This window comes from Bifidobacterium sp. W8104 (genome assembly GCF_016100735.1).
Lineage (GTDB): Bacteria > Actinomycetota > Actinomycetes > Actinomycetales > Bifidobacteriaceae > Bombiscardovia > Bombiscardovia choladohabitans.
This window is the reverse complement of record NZ_JACFRW010000001.1, coordinates 1,224,083-1,244,977: the sequence shown is the minus strand read 5'-3', so window position 1 is coordinate 1,244,977 and position 20,895 is coordinate 1,224,083. Positions and strand designations below refer to the sequence as shown.

At 62.2% G+C, this 20,895-nt stretch carries 21 protein-coding genes and 1 tRNA gene; 2 read left to right on the top strand and 20 right to left on the bottom strand.

Annotated elements, in window-relative coordinates; genetic code table 11:
• Window positions 1–82: 82 nt before the first annotated feature.
• Together spxB and H3U89_RS04715 are read right to left on the bottom strand one after the other, a co-directional pair.
• Window positions 83–1,837, bottom strand: a complete 1,755-nt coding sequence (gene spxB / locus H3U89_RS04720) for a pyruvate oxidase (protein WP_045924872.1) — start codon at window positions 1,835–1,837, stop codon at window positions 83–85.
• A gap of 289 nt (window positions 1,838–2,126) precedes the next feature.
• Window positions 2,127–2,202, bottom strand: a tRNA-Arg gene (locus tag H3U89_RS04715).
• Window positions 2,203–2,567: 365 nt separating this feature from the next.
• On the opposite strand from H3U89_RS04715, the gene H3U89_RS04710 reads away from it, so the two are divergent.
• Entirely contained in the window at window positions 2,568–3,197 is a 630-nt protein-coding gene (locus H3U89_RS04710; RefSeq protein ID WP_045936218.1) for a hypothetical protein, read from the top strand.
• 12 nt (window positions 3,198–3,209) lie between these two features.
• Here the strand turns inward: H3U89_RS04710 and H3U89_RS04705 are convergent, their stop codons facing one another.
• From H3U89_RS04705 to H3U89_RS04695, 3 genes are all read right to left on the bottom strand, one after another.
• Complete coding sequence (locus tag H3U89_RS04705) at window positions 3,210–4,175, bottom strand: co-chaperone YbbN (RefSeq protein WP_198178312.1); 966 nt, start codon at window positions 4,173–4,175, stop codon at window positions 3,210–3,212.
• A 117-nt stretch (window positions 4,176–4,292) separates the two neighbouring features.
• Window positions 4,293–5,324 carry a hypothetical protein gene (locus tag H3U89_RS04700; RefSeq protein ID WP_198178313.1) on the bottom strand — a complete coding sequence of 344 codons (1,032 nt, stop codon included), beginning with the start codon at window positions 5,322–5,324 and terminating at the stop codon, window positions 4,293–4,295.
• Entirely contained in the window at window positions 5,321–6,379 is a 1,059-nt protein-coding gene (locus H3U89_RS04695; RefSeq protein WP_198178314.1) for a hypothetical protein, read from the bottom strand. Before H3U89_RS04695 ends, H3U89_RS04700 begins: the two co-directional genes overlap by 4 nt.
• Before the next feature lie 82 nt (window positions 6,380–6,461).
• Here H3U89_RS04695 and H3U89_RS04690 point away from each other — a divergent pair, with 82 nt between their 5' ends.
• The gene (locus H3U89_RS04690; protein WP_198178315.1) at window positions 6,462–7,397 is read left to right on the top strand and encodes an FKBP-type peptidyl-prolyl cis-trans isomerase; all 936 of its coding nucleotides are present in this window, start codon (window positions 6,462–6,464) and stop codon (window positions 7,395–7,397) included.
• A 96-nt stretch (window positions 7,398–7,493) separates the two neighbouring features.
• Here H3U89_RS04690 and H3U89_RS04685 read toward each other — a convergent pair whose 3' ends face one another.
• The 15 genes from H3U89_RS04685 to H3U89_RS04615 all read right to left on the bottom strand — a co-directional run bounded on the left by H3U89_RS04685 (window position 7,494) and on the right by H3U89_RS04615 (window position 20,891).
• Complete coding sequence (locus H3U89_RS04685; RefSeq protein WP_198178316.1) at window positions 7,494–8,405, bottom strand: cysteine ABC transporter substrate-binding protein; 912 nt, start codon at window positions 8,403–8,405, stop codon at window positions 7,494–7,496.
• A gap of 83 nt (window positions 8,406–8,488) precedes the next feature.
• Window positions 8,489–9,364, bottom strand: coding sequence for an amino acid ABC transporter ATP-binding protein (locus H3U89_RS04680; RefSeq protein WP_232345526.1), 876 nt, complete (start codon window positions 9,362–9,364; stop codon window positions 8,489–8,491).
• Window positions 9,357–10,031 (bottom strand): amino acid ABC transporter permease, encoded by a 675-nt coding sequence (locus tag H3U89_RS04675; protein ID WP_198178317.1) that lies wholly within the window; start codon window positions 10,029–10,031, stop codon window positions 9,357–9,359. Before H3U89_RS04675 ends, H3U89_RS04680 begins: the two co-directional genes overlap by 8 nt.
• Window positions 10,018–10,671, bottom strand: coding sequence for an amino acid ABC transporter permease (locus tag H3U89_RS04670; RefSeq protein ID WP_198178318.1), 654 nt, complete (start codon window positions 10,669–10,671; stop codon window positions 10,018–10,020). The genes H3U89_RS04675 and H3U89_RS04670 overlap by 14 nt, the downstream gene beginning before the upstream one ends.
• Before the next feature lie 523 nt (window positions 10,672–11,194).
• Window positions 11,195–11,437, bottom strand: a complete 243-nt coding sequence (gene nrdH, locus H3U89_RS04665; RefSeq protein ID WP_015022478.1) for a glutaredoxin-like protein NrdH — start codon at window positions 11,435–11,437, stop codon at window positions 11,195–11,197.
• A 236-nt stretch (window positions 11,438–11,673) separates the two neighbouring features.
• The gene (gene nucS, locus H3U89_RS04660) at window positions 11,674–12,477 is read right to left on the bottom strand and encodes an endonuclease NucS (protein ID WP_198178319.1); all 804 of its coding nucleotides are present in this window, start codon (window positions 12,475–12,477) and stop codon (window positions 11,674–11,676) included.
• 89 nt (window positions 12,478–12,566) lie between these two features.
• Window positions 12,567–12,863, bottom strand: coding sequence for a F0F1 ATP synthase subunit epsilon (locus tag H3U89_RS04655; protein WP_198178320.1), 297 nt, complete (start codon window positions 12,861–12,863; stop codon window positions 12,567–12,569).
• Between the two features lie 2 nt (window positions 12,864–12,865).
• Entirely contained in the window at window positions 12,866–14,350 is a 1,485-nt protein-coding gene (gene atpD, locus H3U89_RS04650; RefSeq protein ID WP_045935798.1) for a F0F1 ATP synthase subunit beta, read from the bottom strand.
• Window positions 14,351–14,358: 8 nt separating this feature from the next.
• Window positions 14,359–15,309: a F0F1 ATP synthase subunit gamma gene (locus H3U89_RS04645; protein WP_045935799.1), complete on the bottom strand. Its 951-nt coding sequence runs from the start codon at window positions 15,307–15,309 to the stop codon at window positions 14,359–14,361.
• 3 nt (window positions 15,310–15,312) lie between these two features.
• Window positions 15,313–16,971, bottom strand: coding sequence for a F0F1 ATP synthase subunit alpha (atpA, locus tag H3U89_RS04640; protein WP_198178321.1), 1,659 nt, complete (start codon window positions 16,969–16,971; stop codon window positions 15,313–15,315).
• A 46-nt stretch (window positions 16,972–17,017) separates the two neighbouring features.
• A complete protein-coding gene (locus H3U89_RS04635) occupies window positions 17,018–17,845 on the bottom strand; it encodes a F0F1 ATP synthase subunit delta (protein WP_045924884.1) in 828 nt (275 codons plus the stop codon).
• Between the two features lie 48 nt (window positions 17,846–17,893).
• The gene (locus tag H3U89_RS04630; protein WP_045935802.1) at window positions 17,894–18,430 is read right to left on the bottom strand and encodes a F0F1 ATP synthase subunit B; all 537 of its coding nucleotides are present in this window, start codon (window positions 18,428–18,430) and stop codon (window positions 17,894–17,896) included.
• 50 nt (window positions 18,431–18,480) lie between these two features.
• The gene (gene atpE, locus H3U89_RS04625; protein WP_015022486.1) at window positions 18,481–18,708 is read right to left on the bottom strand and encodes an ATP synthase F0 subunit C; all 228 of its coding nucleotides are present in this window, start codon (window positions 18,706–18,708) and stop codon (window positions 18,481–18,483) included.
• Between the two features lie 129 nt (window positions 18,709–18,837).
• Window positions 18,838–19,653 (bottom strand): F0F1 ATP synthase subunit A, encoded by an 816-nt coding sequence (gene atpB / locus H3U89_RS04620; protein ID WP_154312856.1) that lies wholly within the window; start codon window positions 19,651–19,653, stop codon window positions 18,838–18,840.
• A gap of 191 nt (window positions 19,654–19,844) precedes the next feature.
• Window positions 19,845–20,891 carry a homoserine O-succinyltransferase gene (locus H3U89_RS04615; protein WP_198178322.1) on the bottom strand — a complete coding sequence of 349 codons (1,047 nt, stop codon included), beginning with the start codon at window positions 20,889–20,891 and terminating at the stop codon, window positions 19,845–19,847.
• Between the last annotated feature and the right edge of the window lie 4 nt (window positions 20,892–20,895).

Below are 20,895 nucleotides of genomic sequence, written 5' to 3'. Positions count from 1 at the left end.
CCGCCGCACCCATGACGGGCCGAAGCCCCGGGCGGACACCGTCCACTATAGGAGTGCCCGCCCGGCGCAAGCGGTACCGGTCTCAGCCCTTGCGAGCCTCCTGACCCATCCAGTAGGCCAGGGAGCGCAGATCGCCGGCCTCGTAGGTCTTGACGAATTTCTCGACCTGGTCCGGATCCGAGCAGGTCTCCGGGAACCGCATATAGCGGGTGTCCAGAGGGCTGGCTCCTGTCAGCTTGACGTCGATGACCGAAGACCTGTCGGCCTTGCGAGCCTCGGAGAAGGCGTGGCGGGCATCGGCCACCGTACGCACGGTGAAGCCCAGGGCGCCCATGCCCTCGCCGACCTTGGCCCAGTCGGTGTCGGGCAGGTCCACTCCGCTCAGAGGCTGATGGCTGTCGTCGCGCTGCTCGGCCTCGATGTAGCCCAGGGAACGGTTCGAGAAGACCACGTTGATGACCGGTGCATGGTACTTGAGCTGGGCCAGCACCTCCTCGCCGAGCATGGCGAACCCGCCGTCGCCGCTCAGGGAGTAGACGGTCGATTCCGGATGCTCCAGCTTGGCAGCCAGGGCGGCCGGCACGGCGTAGCCCATGGTGGCATGCTTGCCGGAGACGGTCCAGCGGTTGGTGGGCTTCAGATGCAGCAGACGCAGGAAGTCAATATCCACATTGCCCACGTCGGGGATGACGATGTCATTGTCCTCAAGCTGCTGATCGATGACGTGGTAGACGGGCTCGGGCCGCAGGGGCGTGCGAGTGTCTTCGTTAAAGGAGGCCACCCACTGGTCCCAGTTCTCCTTGCTGCGCAGGCAGGCCCTGTAGAAGACGGACTCCTCCTGGTCCTGGCCGGCGGCGGTTATCGCCTTGAGGGCCTCGCGGGCGTCGGCCTGGATGGCCAGAACCACGTTGGCCTGGAAGCGCTTGCCCAGCTTGACCGGGTTCAGGTCGATCTGGATGACCTTGGTGTTGGGAGTGACGAACATGGACCCGAAGGGGTTGTCCGAACCCACCCAGACCGTCAGATCCGAAGTGTAGATGGCCTCCGTGGCGGTCTTGGTGGCCACACGGCCGGCCGACTGCAGGTAGGCAGGATAGGTGTCCTCCACAATCCCCTTGGCCGGGAAGGTGGAGACCATGGGCATCTTGAAACGCTCGGACATGGCGACCAGCTCATCGCGGGCCCCGGCAGCGCCCTGGCCGAAGTAGAGCAGCGGCGCCTTGGCGGACTGAATGATCTCAACTGCCTTGCTGACCTGGTCTGCCGCAGGCTTCAGAGGCTCCGGCTTGCGGAAGTTGGGCGCGGATGCCACCGGGCGGTCGTCGATCTCGGCCCAGGCCAGATCCTTGGGAATGATGACCACGGAGACCCCGTGGCTGGCGTAGGCGCGACGAATGGCCTCGTCCACCAGGGCCGGCAGCCCCTGGGCATTGGTGGCGGCCCGGGCGAATACGGCCACATCGGTAAAGATAGGCACCTCATCCATGGCTTGGAAGAAGTCCATGTTCATAAAGGCCTGGGGCACCTCGCCCACCAGGGCCAGCACCGGCACACCGTCCTCACGGGCATCATAGAGGCCGTTGAGTAGGTGGACAGCCCCTGGGCCCGACGAGCCGAAGCAGACACCGATCCTGCCGGTCAGCTTGGCCTCGCCGGCGGCAGCCAGGGCTCCGGCCTCCTCGTGACGGACCTGGATGAAGTCGATGCGCTCGCGCTCGTTGTGGATGGCGTTCATCATTGAGTCGAAGGAACCGCCGGGCAGGCCATAGATGCGCGGCACCCCCCACTGCTCCAGGACGTGAAGGACAGCATCCCCTGCATTGATTCGATTGGCCATGTGAACTCCTTTGCTTCACCGGGAAAGGAGGCTCCGCCGCAACGCGGAAGCGTCGGTCCTCCCCGACGTTCGGTCTTACCCTTTCACTATGGCACCTGAGAACGAGGACACGAGCGGGCCAAGGGCCATGTTCCTCAAAAGCTTAGTGATTCACCACACATATCGTGACGCATAGGGGGTGCGCTTGCCTCATCCAGTGAGTGCCAAGATCATAATCCCAGGCACGATGGCAGACGGGAGTCGCATAAGGAAAACCCCCGCACTCTTCCTGACCGCAGGGATTTCATCCTGGTGGGCTCGAAGGGATTCGAACCCTCGACCTTCTGTTCCGGAGACAGACGCTCTATCCGCTGAGCTACGAACCCGACAGCCACTTTCCAGTGGACAACAGAGACCATACTAGGACACTTTGCGCATTTTCGCACCCATGCGCGTCCTGACGTGTCGGTCCGGCTCCAGCCACTCTCGGCGTGTTGCCGCAGGATTCCGGGCGTTTCGTAGTTATTGTGATGGCAAGGCTTCGTGCCACCGCCCCGGTTGCGCCATTGCATCCTCATGCGGTGGCGCGAAGCCGCCAACATTCCCGGATGATCTTCTCTCGGGATAGTCTCCACTGTAGTTCCTTCACCCGGCCATCACAAGCGGCCTTCACATACCTGGACAACTCGAATGGGCTGTGGACAGCAAATGGTGGCCGCAACCGGCCTACCGTACCATGGGAAGCATGGCCATGAATGAGGACGAGGACGATTTCGAATTCGAGCGTAGATTCTTCTGCAGGGACCTCCCCCGGGAGCTGCTCGGGGAGAGTCGGCCGACCCTGATTGTGCAGAGCTACTACGTGCATGAGGACAACTTCGCCCTGCGGGTTCGCCTGCAGGGGCAGGTGGACCCGGTGGTGCCCATGACGGCCCGGACCGATGCCCTCCACACCCTGCTTGAGGAAGGCGACCACTTCGAGGCTGCCTCAATGACGGCCAAGGGCCCATCCGTCGGCGGCACCCGCTACGAGGCCGAACGGGCCATAGACCCGGGAATCGCCCTGGAGCTGGTTTTGCGCGGCGGCATTCCCATCGTCAAGAACCGGTATGGGGTCTGGCTGGACGAGGACTGGTGGAACCTGGATGTCTTCGGGGACGGCAACGCCCCCCTGGTGGTGGCCGAGGTGGAGCGGACCGGGCCGGTGACCGACCTGACCATCCCCGACTTCTGCGCCACGGAGATCACCGACGATCCGCGGTTCTCCAACGATGGGCTGGCTAACCGCCCCTTTGGCGACTGGTCAGCCGACTTCGATCAGGAGCTGAAAACCGAAGGACCGCGCTTCCTGACCAACTTCGACGGGAACCGCGAGTCCTGACCCAAGAGCGGTTCAGTACATCAGCGTGGATAGACGGCGACGGGCCTTGGCCAGCCGAGGATCGGTCGATTCAGGAATGACGAAGTACTCCAGCAGACGGCGCCGGATGGGATCGGTCTGATCCCGGTGCCCGGCCAGGAAGTCCAGCAGGCGATCGAAGGCATCCTGGATCTGGCCACCGATCATGTCCACATCGGCCACATCCAACTGGGCCTGCAGGTCGTCAGGGGCATCGGCAGCCGCCTGACGGACCTTGCGGACATCGGCCTTGGCCGAACGTGCCATCAACAGGCACTTGGCCTGTTCACGCTTGGCCAGATCGTCGGTCGAATCGGCCTGGACCAGCTTGCCATAGGCCTCGGCTGCGGCTGCATAGTCGCCCTCCTGGGCCAGCCGGTGGGCCTCTTGATGGGCAGGCGGAATAACATCGGCCGCTGCCTGGCCGGCCTGCTCGTCCTGTCCCTGATCGCTGGTCTCCTGGTAGGGGGCGCTGCCGGTGATGCCGGCCTTCTGCGCCATCTGAATCACCTGGGGGATGAGCTGATCGGTGATCTGGCTCATCTCCTCATCGGTGGGCAGTCCCTGCAGAATGGGCATGGGCCTGCCGGCCAGCAGGGCAAAGAGGGCCGGGGCGCCCTGCACCTGGAAGGTCTGGGCGATCTGCGGATTGGATGCGATGTCGATGCGGGAGAGCTGAATGCGCCCCTCCTGGGCGTTGACGACCTGGGCCAGACGGGTGGCCAGGGGGAAGAGGCGGTCATCGGTGGGCACCCAGAGCAGGATCAGAATGGGGAAGGTGGTCGAGGTCTGAACCATGGCCTGGAAACTGGCCTCGGTGGTATCGATCACATAGCCGCCGGCTGCGGGCGCACCCCCCTGCTGGCCTGGCTCGGCATCGACCTGGTGCTTGAGCGCACCCAGGTCGACCGCTCCTGCCAGTGAGACGCCCGGCTGCCCCTGCCCGTTCTTGTTCGCCATGTCAGTCCTCCTTAACCCCGCGGTCGCCGACTGCAGCCTCGGCCCGCCCTCGCTTGCAAACTCCTGAAAGCCAATCTAGTCCAAGGCCCGGGCGTTCACCCAGCGCAATCCCGCCCCTCAGACCGCTTCCACCTTGATGGGCTCACGCTCGGCGCCCACAGCCCTGATGGGCTCATGCGAGTCCGCCGAAGGCACGTAAAGGGCGATCACGTTGACATAGGTGACCTTCATGGTGCTGGTGGGCTTGCCCTGCCCGAAGAGGGCCGTCTCCGCATCCGAGGCCGGCGAGGATTCACGGCCCTCACCTGCCTGCCTGGTCCAGACCGAATCGATCCGGGCCACGACCAGGTCGCCCCCATCGGAGGAGTGCATGACCCGCAGCTGCCCCTGTGCCGGGGTGAAGGTCTGCGACTGACTGCCCTTGTTGGCTTCGATTCCCTGCTGGACAACCTGAGTCAGCGTGCCCAGGGAGTTGCGGAAGTCATCCTGGGCGAACTCCTTGACATACTTGCTGCCCTGGGGGTTCTGCAGGAGGTCGGCATAGCGGCGCACGGCCTCCACCGGTGTAGCCTTGAGCCCCTGATCGTCGCCCTGCCCCATCCTGGCGCCGATCGTGGCCACCGGGAACTTGGGCAGCTGGGCGCCTTGGAAGAGCCGTGCCACCCCCCAGAGCTTGTAGTTGTCATGGGCGGACTCCTGGTCCAGAACCAAGAGGCGCTTGGACTGCTGATCCTGCGTGGTGGTGGTAATCGAGAAGACCGAACGCGGCCAGCCCGGATCGCCGGGAATGACCGTCTGGGCGATGGTGGTGGGGATGGTCGTCTTGGGATCCAACTGCCCGGTGGCCCGGGCTATGGTCAGCTCGCTGGTGCGGATCTCCAGTTGGGGGCCGCTGACCCGCTGGTCCAGCCCGGCCGGGTCTTTGGCCTCGTTGGCCTGATCGAGAACAGCCCCGATGTTCTTGCGGATACGTGCCTCCTGGGCCGGGGTCAGGTTGGGCGCAGGAGCAGTGGTTGCAGTGCTCTGAGGCTCTGTCCGGCGGGCCTGGGGAACCTGCCCCTCACAGGCAGACAGACCCGGCAGAAGGGCCAGGGACAAAGCCAACGCCGCTACAGCCGCCACCCCGTTCAACGGTTTGTTCATACTCATTGGCGCTCCTCCTTCCCCTCGTGGGCAAGCCTGGCCAGGTAGGAGGCCATCTCCTGGCTGCTGATGACCCTGGTGGACGACATATCGTCGGCTCTCCGGTCGTCACCCTCCTGTTGGTCAGCGACCAGGTTCCGATTGCGCGGATCAATCACCACAGGCGGCCTGGGCGGGGGTCCTGGATCCCCCTGCCGCGCCTGGCCACGAGCGTGACGCAGGCGTCGGCCTGAAGCCGGGGTATGCCGATTTCCGAGACCAGGCAGAATGGCGCTGCCCAGGGCCTGGACCACACTGACCTCGGGAGTCTCTTCATCCTCTTGTTCAGATTCGGTCTGCTTGCGGCGCTTGGCCGGATCCATGGCGAAGACCGTAGCCGAAAGGACAGCCAGCAGGACCAGCAGCCCGCCGGCAAAGTAGAAGGGCATGGCGAAGTTGGGCAGTTTGTCACGCTGCCAGAGCATCTCCAGCCCCAGGGAATGAGCGCCCTGGGGAACCGCCACCAGCAGGACGGCCTGCGAATCGTCGGTCTTCAGGGACATTGACACGCTGCTGTCGGAGCAGGTGACCTGTTGCCACATATCCGAATCCTGAAAGGCCACGCCCTGATCATTTTTGACGGACTTGCCGGGACTGGTGTCCCTGCCGACGGACAGGGTCTGCCAATTATCCAGGCCGCGCACCCGGGCCACATCATGTCCAGCCGTCCAACCGGCTGCATCCTTGGCCGTGGTCAGGGCCATACAGACGGTGGGCTTCTGTGAATCCTGATCTGCTGACGCGGAAGCCCCAGCCGATGTCGCATCCACACGCATGGTCACTTTGCTGTCCACCAGGGGAAGCACACCCGGATCGGTCACTACATAGGCTGCCTTGGTGCGCGCATGTGCATCCACATGAGCCGAAGGCTTCCAGACCGTGGCGTTGAGAATGCCCAGCACAATGGCCGTTACAGCCAGCAGTCCGAAGATGGGGGTGACGATGCCGCGCATGATCATGCTGTGACGCGAGGGCTTGCCAGGCCGCGTCATCTCATCTTTTTCCTCGGGTACTTGCTCCATATCATCCACATTCTACCGTCGGCCCCCTATGAGATGGTTTCCGGCACCGGGAAATCACCCATGAGCCCTAAACTGGTCATTTATGACCATCATCGCAAGGAAATCAGGCAGCAAGCGTCTACTGGGCGCCATGACCGCTCTTGCCCTATGTCTCGGACTGTCAGCCTGTAGCGGGAACTCTGACGGAGGCGGGCACTCGGGCGACACCATGCAGGGCGTATCAGCCAGCGGCAAACCTGGCAGCAAGCCCGACATCAGCTTCAAAACCCCCTTCAAGGTCGAGAACCAGACCCACCAGGTCATCCAGGAGGGCAACGGCGAGGTCATCCGCGACGGGGACCGCGTATGCACAAGGAGTCTGGCCCTGGATGCCAAGACCGGCAAGGTGATCAACTCCACCTGGGACAAGAGCAGCCCGGAGTGCTCCATCGTCATCAGCAGGAAATCCATCCCGGCCTACTATGACACCTTCAAGGGCCTCAAGGTCAACTCCACCGTGGCCGTGGGCATCGATGAGTCAGGCTCCGGCAGCAGCCAGGCGACCGACTCATATATTATGGCCCTGACCTTCGTCTCCCGGTCCAAGAACCTGACCCGCGCCCAGGGTCAGAAGGTGACCGACCTGCCCAGCGATCTGCCCAGGATCAGCCTGGACGACAAGGGCAAGCCCTCACTGGATCTCAACGGGTATAAGCCCAAGGCAGGACTGGTCGTCCAGCCCCTGATCAAGGGCAGGGGCGCCAAGGTCGGCGAGCATCAGAGCGTCAGCGCCAACTACACCGGCTGGCTGGCCGCCGACGGCAAGCAGTTCGACTCCTCCTGGGACAGGGGTGAGGCCAGCGACTTCAGTCTGGACCAGGTGGTCAAGGGCTGGCAGCAGGGTCTGGCCGGCCAAACCGTAGGCTCTCAGGTTCTTCTGGTCATTCCGCCCGAGCTGGGTTATGGCAGCCAGAAACAGCAGAGCATCCCGGCCAATTCGACCCTGATCTTCGTGGTCGATATTTTGGCCGCCTACTGACCAGACAATCCCCCAACTCAGGCAGAAACAGGGACCCGTACCCATCCAGTCGCATTCGGATGGGTACGGGCCCCTGCCATAAACCGGACGGCCGGGTCAGTCCTTGCCGCCCTCGACCACGATCTCGTCGGGGTTGGCCTCGCTGCCGTAGACCGGCTCCAGGGTCTTGCGGTAGTCCTCATGGAAGAACTGCTCCTGGCCCAGCTTGACTAGCTCCTTGTTGATGTAGTCCAACAGGGGCTTGTTCCCCTTGCGCACGGCCGGAGCGATGACCGCCTCGTCCCCGAGCTTGGTGATGCCCACCGAGAAGCCCTTGTTGGCCTTGGCCCAGGCCAGCACCTCGGTGTTGTCGGTGCTCATGGCGTCGCCACGGTGGTCCAGCAAGGCGTTGTAGGCATCGGCGTACTGGTCATACTTCTGTAGCTTGACTTCCGGGTAGTGCTGTTCGAAGTAGGGCTCGGCCGTGGTCCCCTTGGCGATGATCAGGGTCTTGCCGTTCAGCTCCTTGACATCTTTGATCGGCGCCGAATCCGGGGAAACCACGCCCAGGAAGACCTTCATATAAGGCTTGGCGAAGTCCACCTTGCGAGCGCGATCATCGGTGACGGTGAAGTTGGCCAGGACCACGTCCACCTTGTTGCTGGACAGCACGTCCACCCGGGCGGCCGGGTCCACCGAGGTGTATTCGGGCTTGACGCCCAGATCCTTGGCCAGGCGCTCGGCCAGGACCACGTCGTAGCCTTGGTTCTTGCCGTCCTTGTCCACGTAGCCGAAGGGGGCCTTGTCGGTGAAGACCGCCACCTTGAGCTTCCCGGACTTGGTGATCTGCTCCGGGGTGCGTGCAGACCCGGATGCCGCCGAGGAGCCGGAGTTGCTCCCCGAGCCGCTTCCAGCCTCACTGGGGGTGGCCGCCGAAGGGCCGCAGGCCGCCATGGAAGCCATCATTGCGATCGTCGCCCCCGTGGCCAGCGCCGCCCGTATCAATCGGTTCATTACCCTTGCGGTCATGATCCCTCTTTTCCTATTCTCTTTCCTTTGGCCGCCCCTGGGGACGGTTCCGGCGAATGCCGCCGGACGAATATGCGGAGTCCTCATCGGGACTCCTGATCCTGGTCCTGATCCCGCCTGCGCTCGTAGGTGAAGGTGGACAGGAAGCGTTGCGCCCGGTCAGTGGCCGGGTGGGTGAAGAAGGCCTCCGGGTCGTCGGACTGCTCGACCAGGGTGCCTCCATCCAGAAGGACGATGTGGTCGGCGATGCCCCTGGCGAAGGCCATCTCGTGGGTGACGATCATCATGGTCAGCCCCTGGTCGGCCAGCTCCAGAATGACCTGGAGGACCTCGCGGACCATCTCAGGATCCAGAGCCGCGGTCACCTCGTCAAAGAGCATGATTTCGGGATGGAGGATGAGCGCCCGGCAGATGGCCACCCTTTGCCGCTGGCCGCCTGAGAGCTGGCTGGGCCAGGCATCCCGGCGGTCGGCCAGACCAACCCGGTCCAGCAGCTCCAGAGCCTCCTGCCGTGCCTGGTCCCGCTTGCGCTTCTGGACCAGGACGGGCGCCAGGGTCACGTTGTCCAGCACGGTCCTGTTGGGGAAGAGGTCATAGCTCTGGAAGACCATCCCGATCCTGGTGCGCAGGTCGGAGCTGCGGCTGCCCGACATCAGGCCTCCAGGACCTCCGCCGTGCTTACCCAGGGGATGACCGGTCTCCACCACCTGACCGTCCAGAAGGATGCGGCCGCCCTGTATGGGCTCCAGCCCGGCTATGGTCCGCAGCAGGGTGGATTTGCCTGAGCCCGAAGGACCCAGGACCACAAAGACCTTGCCCTTGGGCACCTGGAAGGAGATGTCGTTGAGTACAGGGCTCTGCGCCTGCGGATACTGCTTGACCAGATGCTCGACGGTCAGCACCGCCCGCTCCTCCTGTTCGTCCTGTGCCTGGTTCGCCGTCGTCTGCCCCTCAGTCATGGGCCCACCTCTTTTCCAGATGCCGGGCCACCAGGGACAGGGGCCAGCAGATGAAGAAATACATGAAGAAGATCACCCCGTAGATCCACAGGGTCGCCTGGGGATAGGCGAAACGGTTGACATCGATGATCTGCTGACCCACCTTGATGACCTCGATGACTCCCAGCAGTGCGGCCAGGGAGGTGGTCTTGACGATCCTGGTGGCCAGGTTGACGCTGGCCGGCAGCAGTCGGCGCAGGGCCTGCGGAAGGATGATCCTGGAGAAGGTCTGCCAGGAACCCAATCCCAGCACATAGGCCGACTCCACCTGGGTACGGGGAATGGACTGCAGGGCCCCGCGGACCAGGTCGCCCAGCTCGGCCCCGCCCCAGAGCACGAAGACCAGCAGGCAGGCGCCGGTGGCGTCCAGATTCAGGTTCCAAGCCCTGGACAGCCCGTAGAAGGCGATGAAGAGCAGGGCCAGCTGGGGCATGATACGAATGAAGTCCAGATAGATCCTCATCAGGAAGCGAACTAGACGGTTGCGCAGTGTCATCAGCCATCCGACCACCAAGCCCAAGGGCAGGGAGAGCAGGACCGAAACGCCGGCTATCCAGACGGTCACCCAGAGCCCCTGGAAGAGCCTGGGCATGACCCCTGGCTGGAAGAGCACCTCAACGCCGTGCATAGTCGAACCTCCGCTCAAGAACGGTTCCGATGACGGAGATGGGCAGCAGGATAACCAGATAGGTGACGATGAGCAGGGTCAGGGACTCGTAGGTGTCATAGGAGGTGCCCATCAGGTCCTTGGTGACATACATGACGTCGGCCAGAGCGATGGCCGAGACCACCGAGGACTCCTTGATAAGGAAGATGATGTTGGCCACCACGCCAGGTATGGCGCTGCTCAGAGCCTGGGGCAGCACGATTCTGGACAGGGTCTGGGCTCGTGTGAATCCCAGGACGCGGGCTGACTCGGTCTGCACCCGAGGCACCGCCTCCAGTCCGCCACGCATGGCCTCGGCCATGTAGGAGCCACCCAGGAAGGCCAGCCCGACGACGGCGCAGGTCTGTGCGCTCCAGTTGACCCCAAGCTTGGGCAACCCGAAATACAGAAAGTAGAGCTGAACCAGGAGCGGGGTGTTTCTTGACAGCTCGATGTATACCCTGGCCACCTGCGAGAGCAGGGGAATCCTGAAGACCTCCAGCCCGGCGCAGACCAGCCCGATCAGCATGGAAAACACCACGCCGAAGAAGGAGATGAAGACCGTGACATAGGCCGCATTGACGAAGAAATGCAGATTCTGCGCCATGAAGGTCCAATTCATGCCCCCACCCCCCTACTTGCTTGAGTCCTGTTCATCGTCTCCTCTTCACTGCTTCTCGCCCGCTTCCCGCCGCCTGCGGCATATAGTGGACCATCCTAGGGAACGCGAGCCGGTTTCCTCTGCTTTCGGATATACGAATACCGGATACCGCGTTATCATCCGCTCTCACAGCAACTTCGACGGCGATTCGTATTTATGCCGCAAGCAAAGAGCACCAATGAGATGACCACTGGTCGACAAAGGCCAACCGACACCTGCAGATCATGCCTTCTGAAACTGTCGGATACACTCCAAAACCACAGATGGCCTCTCTGTCATTGCAACACCTATCAAGTAGGCAGTGCCCAATCAAACAAGTCCAGCTGATTAAGCACTTGCAGAACAAAAATCAGCCAATTACTTACCTACCGAGCATCTACTAACCAAGTAGGCGCACAACGCGATTTGCACTAACCCGACTGCTGGCCAGGCTATGAAAAAAGCCCGGTCCACATATTCGTGAACCGGGCTCCGAGTGCTTTGATCAGGCAAAGACCTTGGCGCTCTGTGCTACCTTCCTGATCAGATCGGGGCGATACCCGCTCCACGTCTCCTGGTCAGTGACTACGATGGGGGTCTGCTTGAATCCCTGGGCGATGAACTGGTCGATCAAGGTCTGATCCTCGGTCAAATCCACCTGCTCGAACTCCAGCCCCTGCTTGGTCAACTGACGCTTGGTGGCATCACACTGGGGACAGTGCGCCTTGGTGTAGACCGTGATGGACATGATCGCCTCTCCCTTACATGTAGCCGTTATGTTCCAAGCCCTATAGCCCTCTGGTTGGAACCTGTCGTTTGCACTCTACACAATCCCAGACGCAAGCACAATACCACCTGTAGTGGCGTGTCAGGCCATAAACCCCAATATCTAGTAGCTTTTCGGGTCTTATAGAGCCAAATGAGAATCTATGTGAGCTGCCTGACATATTGACTATGCAAGACGATACAAGACTGAAAACCGTCTCAAAAGAGGGTCAGTTCATCGCTATCAGCGCCCTTCATGGCCTCGTAATCCAGGATCAGGCACTCGAATCCCCTGTCCTCGGCAAGAACCCTGGCCTGGGGTGTAATGGTCTGGGCCGCGAAGATCCCACGAACAGGGGCCAGCAGGGGGTCGCGATTGAGCAGACGGCAGTAGCGGGTCAGCTGTTCCACCCCGTCGATGCCCCCATGCCGCTTGATCTCGATGGCCACATGCCGTCCCTGGCCATCCACGGCCATGATGTCCACTGGGCCGATGGGCGTGGGATACTCCCGGCGGACCAGGGTGGCCCCCGGACCGATCCGGTCGATCTGTTCAGCCAGGTAACGCTGCAGATGCGCCTCCACACCGTCCTTGACCAAGCCGGGATCCATCCCCAGGTCGTAGCTGTCATCGGCATAGACCTGGTAGAGCCTGATGGTGAGTACATCGCTGGATTTGACCGCCGAAACACGCAGGACCTTACGGACAGGCCGAGCCTGGTCCTGATCCTGCTCCTGGGCGATCAGCGCATCGGGCGCGGCAGCTTCGACTACCTCATCCGGCCCGGTCCCGGCCTCGGAACCAGCCTTGGCATCTGCGTCGTCCCTGCTCGCCTCCTCGGGTTCGATCTCCCTGATGGTGCAGGGGGCGCACATCCAGTTCAGGGGCTTGTAGGAGCCCAGTTCCGAAAAGATCAGACAGCTCATGTCGGCCTTGATCAGCAGAACGCGCCTGGCCGGCGGCAGGCTGGCATTGAGACGTCCGGAGTATTCGGCGGAGCAGTCGGCAACAATGATTCGCACAGGTGCCAATATATCAGTCGTTGTTCCAGGCGAAAAAGAAAAAGCCCGGCCGATGCAAGTGCACCAGCCGGGCAGAAGAGGAAAGGAAGTCAGGACTGTTGTCCCTGATCAGCATCCTCCAGGTAGTGGTCCACGGCCACAGTCAGCTTGTTGCTGTCGAAGGAAGCGAATCCGCTGTCCACATGGAAGGACTGACGACTGCCATCGGTGGCCTGAACCCGGATGTTGCCCTCCTGCAGCAGGGCCAGCACCGGCTCGTGGTCGGGCATGATGCCCATGGACCCCTTGGTGCCGGGCACGGTGACCGACCGCGCCTGACCCGACCAGATGGGCCTGTCCGCCGAGACGATGTTGACCTGCATGGAAGCCTTGCCTGTGTCCGCCATGACTACCGGTATTCTTTCTGCATATCGTGCCACTTGTGCTCAAGGTCGTCGATGCCGCCGATGCCGGAGAATGCCTGCTCGGGCACGTCGTCGTAGGCACCGTCGCAGATGCGGGTGAAGGCCTCGATGGTCTCGTCCGCAGGCACGTAGGAGCCCTTGCGACCGGTGAACTTCTCAGCCACGTAGAAGTTCTGGCCCAGGAACTGCTCGATTTTGCGGGCGCGGTTGACGGTGGTCTTGTCCTCTTCGCCCAGCTCATCGATGCCGATCAGGGCGATGATGTCCTGGAGCTCCTTGTTCCTCTGCAGGATGGCCTTGACCCGGTTGGCGCAGTCATAGTGGGCCTGCCCCACATAGCGCGGGTCCAGAATCCTGGAGGTGGATGCCAGCGGATCCACAGCCGGGTAGATGCCCTGGGAGGCGATGTCACGGCTGAGCTCGGTGGTTGCGTCCAGGTGGGCGAAGGTGGTCGCAGGCGCCGGGTCGGTGTAATCATCGGCCGGCACGTAGATGGCCTGCAGGGAGGTGATCGAATGGCCACGAGTCGAGGTGATCCTCTCCTGCAGGGCACCCATCTCGTCGGCCAGGTTGGGCTGGTAGCCCACGGCCGATGGCATGCGGCCCAGCAGGGTGGAGACCTCGGAGCCGGCCTGGGTGAACCGGAAGATGTTGTCGATGAAGAGCAGCACATCCTGGTTCTCCACGTCGCGGAAATACTCAGACATGGTCAGGGCGGTCAGTGGCACGCGCAGACGGGTCCCCGGGGGCTCGTCCATCTGGCCGAAGACCAGTGCGGTCTTCTCCAGCACGCCGGCCTCGTCCATCTCGCCGATCAGGTCGTTGCCCTCACGGGTACGCTCTCCCACGCCCGCGAAGACGGAGACGCCGCCGTGGTTCTGCGCCACGCGCTGGATCATCTCCTGGATGAGCACGGTCTTGCCCACGCCTGCGCCGCCGAACAGGCCGATCTTGCCGCCCTCCACGTAAGGGGTCAGCAGGTCGATGACCTTGATGCCGGTTTCGAACATCTGGGTCTTGGACTCCAGCTGATCGAAGGCGGGCGGGTTGCGATGGATGGGCCACCGTTCGGTGACCTTGATCTGCTCACCCTCCTTCTTGTTGAGGATGTTGCCGGCCACGTCGAAGACGTGCCCCTTGGTCACGTCGCCCACGGGCACCATGATGGGCCCGCCCGTATCGGTGACGGTGGCGCCGCGGACCAGGCCGTCGGTGGGCTTCAGGGCCACGGTGCGGACCGTGGAATCGCCCAGGTGCTGCTCCACCTCCAGCATGATGGTGGTCAGCGACTCGCCCTCGGTGTTCGAGGACTGGCTCAGATTCACGGTCAGGGCATTGTAGATGTCCGGCAGGTGACCTGCCGGGAACTCCACATCGATGACCGAACCCTGGACTCGGGTGACGCGCCCCATGGAGGCCGAATCCGGCTTGCGGCTCGCTGTGGTCGGCTGTTCTTGCTGTGCAACCATTGGCGTTCCTACTCTTCCTCTTTGTTGAGCGCATCGGCGCTGCCGACGATCTCGGTAAGTTCCTGCGTGATGGCCGCCTGGCGGCTGGCATTGAGCCTGCGGGTCAGGTCATCGATCAGCCCCTTGGCGTTATCAGTGGCGGTGTGCATGGCGTTCTGCCTGCTGGCTGTCTCCGAGGCGGCCGAAGTGAGCAGGCATTCATGGATGCGCGACTGAATGTACTTGGGCAGGACGGCATCCAGCACCTCCTGGGAGTTGGGCTCAAAGTCGTAGAGGGCCGCATAGCGGTCACCCTGGCGCCCATGTTCGTCGTCCGGCACGGGGGCATCAATGGCCTCCTCAGGCTGCTCCTGGTCCGGCCTGATCAGCTCCAGAGGCAGCATACGCAGCACCCGGACCTTCTGCACCACCATGTTGATGAATTCGGTGTAGACGATGTAGAGCTCGGAGACGCCCCCCTTGGCCGCTGGAGTCATATAGGTTTCCAGCAGTGCCTGGGAGATCTCCCTGGCCACATCCACGCCGGGCCGATCGCTGTCACCCTCCCAGGTCTTGACGATGCTGCGGTTGCGGTAGCGGTAGTAAGAGACACCGCGACGACCGTAGACGAAGAGCTGGGGCTGTCGGCCCTGCTGGTCCAGTCGGGCCAGCAGGGACTCCGTCTCGCGGATGACCGAGGAGGTGTAGGCCCCGGCCATGCCACGGTCGGCCGTCAGCGCCAGAACAGCCACGCGCGGGTTCTTCTCGTCCTTCCTGACAATGGGATGGCGGATGTCGTCCGTGTGGGCCACCAGGGCCTGGACTGCATCGAAGATCGCATCGGAGTAAGGCTTCGCTTCCAGGGCCACGGTCCTGGCCTTGGCGATATGCGAGGAGGCTATCATCTCCTGGGCATTGAAGATCTTCTCCAATGCCGAAGTGGAGGCGATCCTTGACTTGAATGCGAGTTGTGAGGCCATGGTCTACCGCTTCCCGGCCTTGCTGCCGCTCTTGCCGTCGGCCACCAGCTTCTCCTGCTGGACGGCCACAGGCTGCTCCTGGTCCTGATCGGCCTTGTGGCCATCCAGGGTCTGGCCCTTGTGGGTCACGAAGGTCTTGGCGAACTCGTCCACGGCCTTATCCAGGGCCTTTTCAGTGTCGTCGGTGAAGTCCTCCGTGTCGCGGATGGTCTTGAGGATGTCCGTGTTGTGGTCCAGGTAGTCCAGGAGCCCGGACTCGAAGGGCAGCACGTCCTCCAGGTCCAAATCATCCAGCTTGCCGTGGGTACCCACCCAGACGGAGACAACCTGCTTCTCCATGGAGTAGGGGGTGAACTGAGGCTGCTTGAGCAGCTCGGTCAGCCTGGCACCGCGGGTCAGCTGGGCCTTGGAGGCCGCATCCAGATCCGAGGCGAACATGGCGAAGGACTGCAGGGAGCGGTACTGGGCCAGGGAGATCTTCAGGGTCGAGGAGACCTTCTTCAGGGCCTTGGTCTGTGCGGCGCCGCCCACACGGGAGACGGAGATGCCCACGTCCACGGCGGGACGCTGGTTGGAATTGAACAGATCGGACTGCAGGAAGATCTGGCCATCGGTGATGGAGATCACGTTGGTCGGAATGTAGGCCGAAACATCGTTGGCCTTGGTCTCGATGATGGGCAGACCGGTCATGGATCCGCCGCCCAGGTCATCGGAGAGCTTCGCGCAGCGCTCCAGCAAACGCGAATGCAGGTAGAAGACGTCGCCAGGGTAAGCCTCACGCCCCGGCGGACGACGCAACAGCAGGGAGATGGACCGGTAGGCCTCGGCCTGCTTGCTCAGGTCGTCGAAGACGATCAGGACGTGCTTGCCTCCATACATCCAGTGCTGGCCGATGGCCGAACCGGTGTAGGGGGCTATGTACTTGAAGCCCGCGGAGTCGGAAGCCGGGGAGGCCACGATGGTGGTGTACTCCATGGCGCCGGCCTCTTCCAGGGAGGAACGGACCGAGGCGATGGTGGTGCCCTTCTGACCGATGGCCACGTAGATGCACCGCACCTGCTTCTTGGGGTCTCCGGACTCCCAGTTGCGCTTCTGGTTGATGATGGTGTCGATGGCGATGGCCGTCTTGCCGGTCTGCCGGTCGCCGATGATCAGCTGGCGCTGACCGCGGCCGATGGGTGTCATGGCGTCGATGGCCTTGATGCCGGTGGCCAGGGGCTCGTCGACGGGATGCCGGTGCATGACGTCGGGGGCCTGAGCCTCCAGGATTCTGCGGCCCTCGCTCTTGATTTCGCCCAGGCCGTCGATGGGCTCGCCCAGGGGGTTGACCGTACGCCCCAGATAGCCGTCGCCGACGGGCACCGAAAGCACCTCACCGGTCCTGTGGACTTCCTGGCCCTCTTCGACACCTGCGAAGTCGCCCAGGATGACCACGCCGATCTCTCGGGCGTCCAGGTTGAAAGCCAGACCCAGCGTGCCGTCCTCGAAGGTCAGCAGCTCGTTGGCCATGCAACCAGGCAGTCCCTCCACATGCGCAATGCCGTCACCGGCCGTACGGACGTAGCCCACCTCCTGGGTGGGGGTGTCCGTCGGCTTGTAGGACTCGACGAACTGGTCGAGCGCCTTGCGCACCACGGCGGGATCAATGGTCATTTCTGCCATGATCACTCCTTATTTCTGTTCTTGTTCAAGTCTGTTGGTCCCCTGCTCATCCTGCCACGGCCATCCGCCGCTTCAGGTGCTTCAGTTGGGTGGCCACCGTACCGTCGGTGGAGACCGAGCCGTACTGGACCTTCATGCCGCCTAGGACCGAGGGGTCGACCACCGAGTTGATGTGGACCGGCTTGCCCAGCTTGCGCCCGTAGACCTCCTGAAGGCGGCTGACCTGCTCGTCCTTCATGGAGACCGCCGTGGTGACGGTGACCATGACCTGGTCCATATGCTCGGAGAAGCGGTCCACCAACCAAACGATAGTGTCTGGGAAGCGCCGTCCGCGCAGGTCGATGGTGGCGTTCAGGGCCATCTGCTCGGTGACCGGATGCATATGCTGCCCGTCAAGGAGCGCCCTGAGCAGGTCGGCCCGGGCTTTGGAATCACTGTACTCGTCCGAGAGCCGGAAGAGTACCAGAGGCATCCCGAGCAGGGCCGAATGGATCTCAGCCAGCTCGCCGGCCACCTGGTTGGTTATGCCCAGAGCATCGGCGTAATAGGCGGTGGCATCCACTGACATGTCCTCGGCCGCGTTGGCGATGTGCACCACACGGCTCCACTGATGATCGGTCAGATCATGGAGGATATCCACGGTCAGCGGATCGGCCTTATCAGCCAGGATGGTGTCGATCACCCGCCACTTGTCCTCAGCAGGACGGGAGGGGTCGGTCAGCGCACGCTCCAGGGGCCTGTTGGCATCGAGCAGGGTCACGAAGGTATAGAGCTCCATGGCCACACGGAGGGCATCCTTCCCCTTGCTCTTGAGCAAAGGGGCATACTTGGCCCTGGTCTCCTTGTCGGAGCTCAGCGAAGTCTCTCCTCGCATGTCACCTCCCCTTTCGCGGAATCAACGTTCCCATCGTCCGCCAATCAGTCATCCTGCCTGCCGCTTGTCCGAGCCCTGGTCCGCGATGATCGAGTCGATCATGGAGGACTGCACGGCATCATCCTGAAGCTGCGAGCCCAGGATTTTGCCGGCAAGAGCCGTAGCCAGCGTGCCCACCTCGCCCTTGAGCGAGACCAGCGCCTGCTGCTGCTGGGTCTTGAGGGATCGCTGGGCGTTCTCGGTGATCTGGTTGGCCTCGGTCTCGGCCCGGGTCCTGGCATCCGCCACGATCCTGGAGGCCTCGGCGCGGGCGTCATCACGGATCTGGGAAGCCTCAACACGAGCCTTGCCCAGCTGATCCTGATACTGCTTACGGGCCTGATCCGCCTCTTCACGAGCCTTGGCGGCCTTCTGGATGTTGCCCTCGATCTTGGACGAGCGCTCATCGAAGATGGCCTGGAACTTAGGCATGAAGAACTTGTAGAAGAAGACGGCCAGGATGACCAGGATGACCAGCGACCAGAAGATGTCGTAAATCGGAGGAATAAACAGCTTGATCCCTTTGCCTACCGCTAGAGCGTACATTGGCTCCTCCTTTCCTTTATCGAAGCCGGATCATGCAAGAATCACACGGCTCAGGCGATGAAGAGCGCCACGAAGCCCAGCAGGGCCAGCACCTCGATCAGAGCCAGGCCGATGAACATGGTGGTGCGCAGCTGTCCGCTGATCTCAGGCTGGCGAGCCATGCTCTCGACGGTCTTGCCGACGGCGATGCCCAGACCCAGCGCGGGGCCGAGAGCTGCAATGCCGTATCCCAGGATGCTCAGATTGCCGGAGACCTCAGCAAGTGTGATGATGTCCATTTATTTTCCTTTCCTCCACCGTTGCCGGTTCTTGGATTGTGGTTCGGCCCCGACCCCCGTCTACTGGTCGGAACCAACGAATATGTGCTGCGACCGCTTAAAACGCCGACCGCGGCTTGTTCTTTTCGCTCAACCTTCTTCAGGGTAACTCATGGAGATGTAAACCGTGGTCAGGATGGCGAAGATGTAGGCCTGAAGGGCCGCCACAAAGATTTCAAAGGCCGTCAGGGCGAAGCCCAGAACAAACCAGCCGACGCCAGCCAGTGCCAAAGCCTTATTGCTGACCTCAACAATGTAGAACTGGGTAAAGGCCAGGGTAACCGCCACCAGCAGATGGCCGGCGATCATGTTGGCGAAGAGTCGGATGGTCAGAGAGGCCGGCTTGACGATGACCATCTCCAGAAGCTGGATGGGCGTCAGAATAATATAGAGAGGCCAGGGCACACCAGCCGGGAAGAGCTCCGACTTGAAGTAGCCCCAGACACCCTGCTCCCGGAATCCCGTCACCATGTACTGGCAGAAAGTCCAGATGGCGAAGACCAGAGGCATGGTGATAGTGGCCGTAGCAGCTATGTTCATGCCTGGCACGATGCCACAGAGGTTGAAGACCAGGATGGTCAGGAAGATGGTCGTGATCATGGGCACGTAGCGCTTGCCACGAATCTCGCCCAAGGTGTCATAGACGACCGAGTCACGGATGAACTCGATGACCCACTCAATTGCCCCCTGCCAGCGGGATGGAATCAGCTTGGCCCTTGCGGCAGTGATCCCCAGCACCAGAAGAATGATGACCATGGCCACGAATCTGATCAGGATGATCCGGTTCATGGCAAAGGGCGTTCCCTGGAAAAGAATCTCAGGAGGCAGGAAATCATCGATGGAAGGCAGCTCACTCGGCTTGGCCATGGCCAGACTGAAAGCTTCACTTCCCATTGCCTCTAGCATCTATCGCCTCCTGAACGACACAGTGAACACTATAGCGCGCATGCGACTCATGGCTGCACCGTATGGGTAGTGTAGCCCACACCACGAGCCACGGTAATCATAGATTCATCCAGTGTGTCACAAATAGTGGCCGCAGGTCCAATCCGCACCGCGGCGTGGACAGGCCGATGATGAACTTAATGCAATCGTCATTAACTCTTAACAGCGCCCGGAATAAGCCCGTACCCGTCACCCGTCAAGGGCCGATAACCGTCGGTGCGTGGGCTGGCAGGCGCGTGTCTGATAGATCGGTCGGTGCCTAGCCGGCCAGCAGCCCGCAGAGTGGGCACCTGGTCCAAGTCGTAGGGGGTGGTCTCGTAGACCCAGTTCAGCCAGTTGCGCCAGAGCAGGTTGGCGTGGGCTCGCCAGGAGAAGATCGGCTCCAACGTCGGATCGTCGTGAGGATAGTAGTTGACCGGAAAAGGCACCTGATCCAGGCCCTTGGCCATGTCGCGCTGGTACTCGTGGGCCAGGGTGTCACGGTCGTACTCCCAGTGACCCAGCACGAAAATCTCTGAGAAATCCTGGGTGCTGATAAGCCCCGGGCCGGACTGGGGACCCCAGGTCAGCACCTGCAGATCCGGACAGGCCCGCACCTGGTCCTCGTCCACCCCGGCCCAGCGGGAGTGGGGCTGCAGGGCTATCTCGTCGAAACCATTGGTGATGAAGCAGTACTCGTCCTGCAGATACTGGGGAAAGACCCCGAAGACCTTGCGATCCAGGTCGCGCTTGGCGATGCCGTGGCGGTAGTAAAGCCCGGCCATGGCCCCCCAGCACAGATACATAGTGGAGAAGACGTGGGTGGAGGCCCAGTCCAGAATGTGGGTCAGTTCATCCCAGTAGTCGACCTGCTCGAAGTCCATCTGCTCCACCGGGGCGCCCGTCACGACAAGACCGTCATAACAGTTGTCCTGGAAGGAATCCAGATTCTCGTAGAACTTGACCAGGTGATCCATGCTGGTGTGCACGGCCTGATGGGTGGATGTCTTCATGAAGTCGATCTCCACCTGCAGCGGTGACTTGGAGATCAGGCGCAGCAGCTGGGTCTCGGTCTCCACCTTGGTCGGCATCAGGTTGAGGATGACCAGCCTGAGCGGACGCATTTCCTGGCGCTCCGCCTCGTGGCTTTCCAGGGCGAAGATGCGCTCCGAATCCAGGATGGATCTGGCCGGCAATCCGGTGGGGATGGTAATAGGCATGACT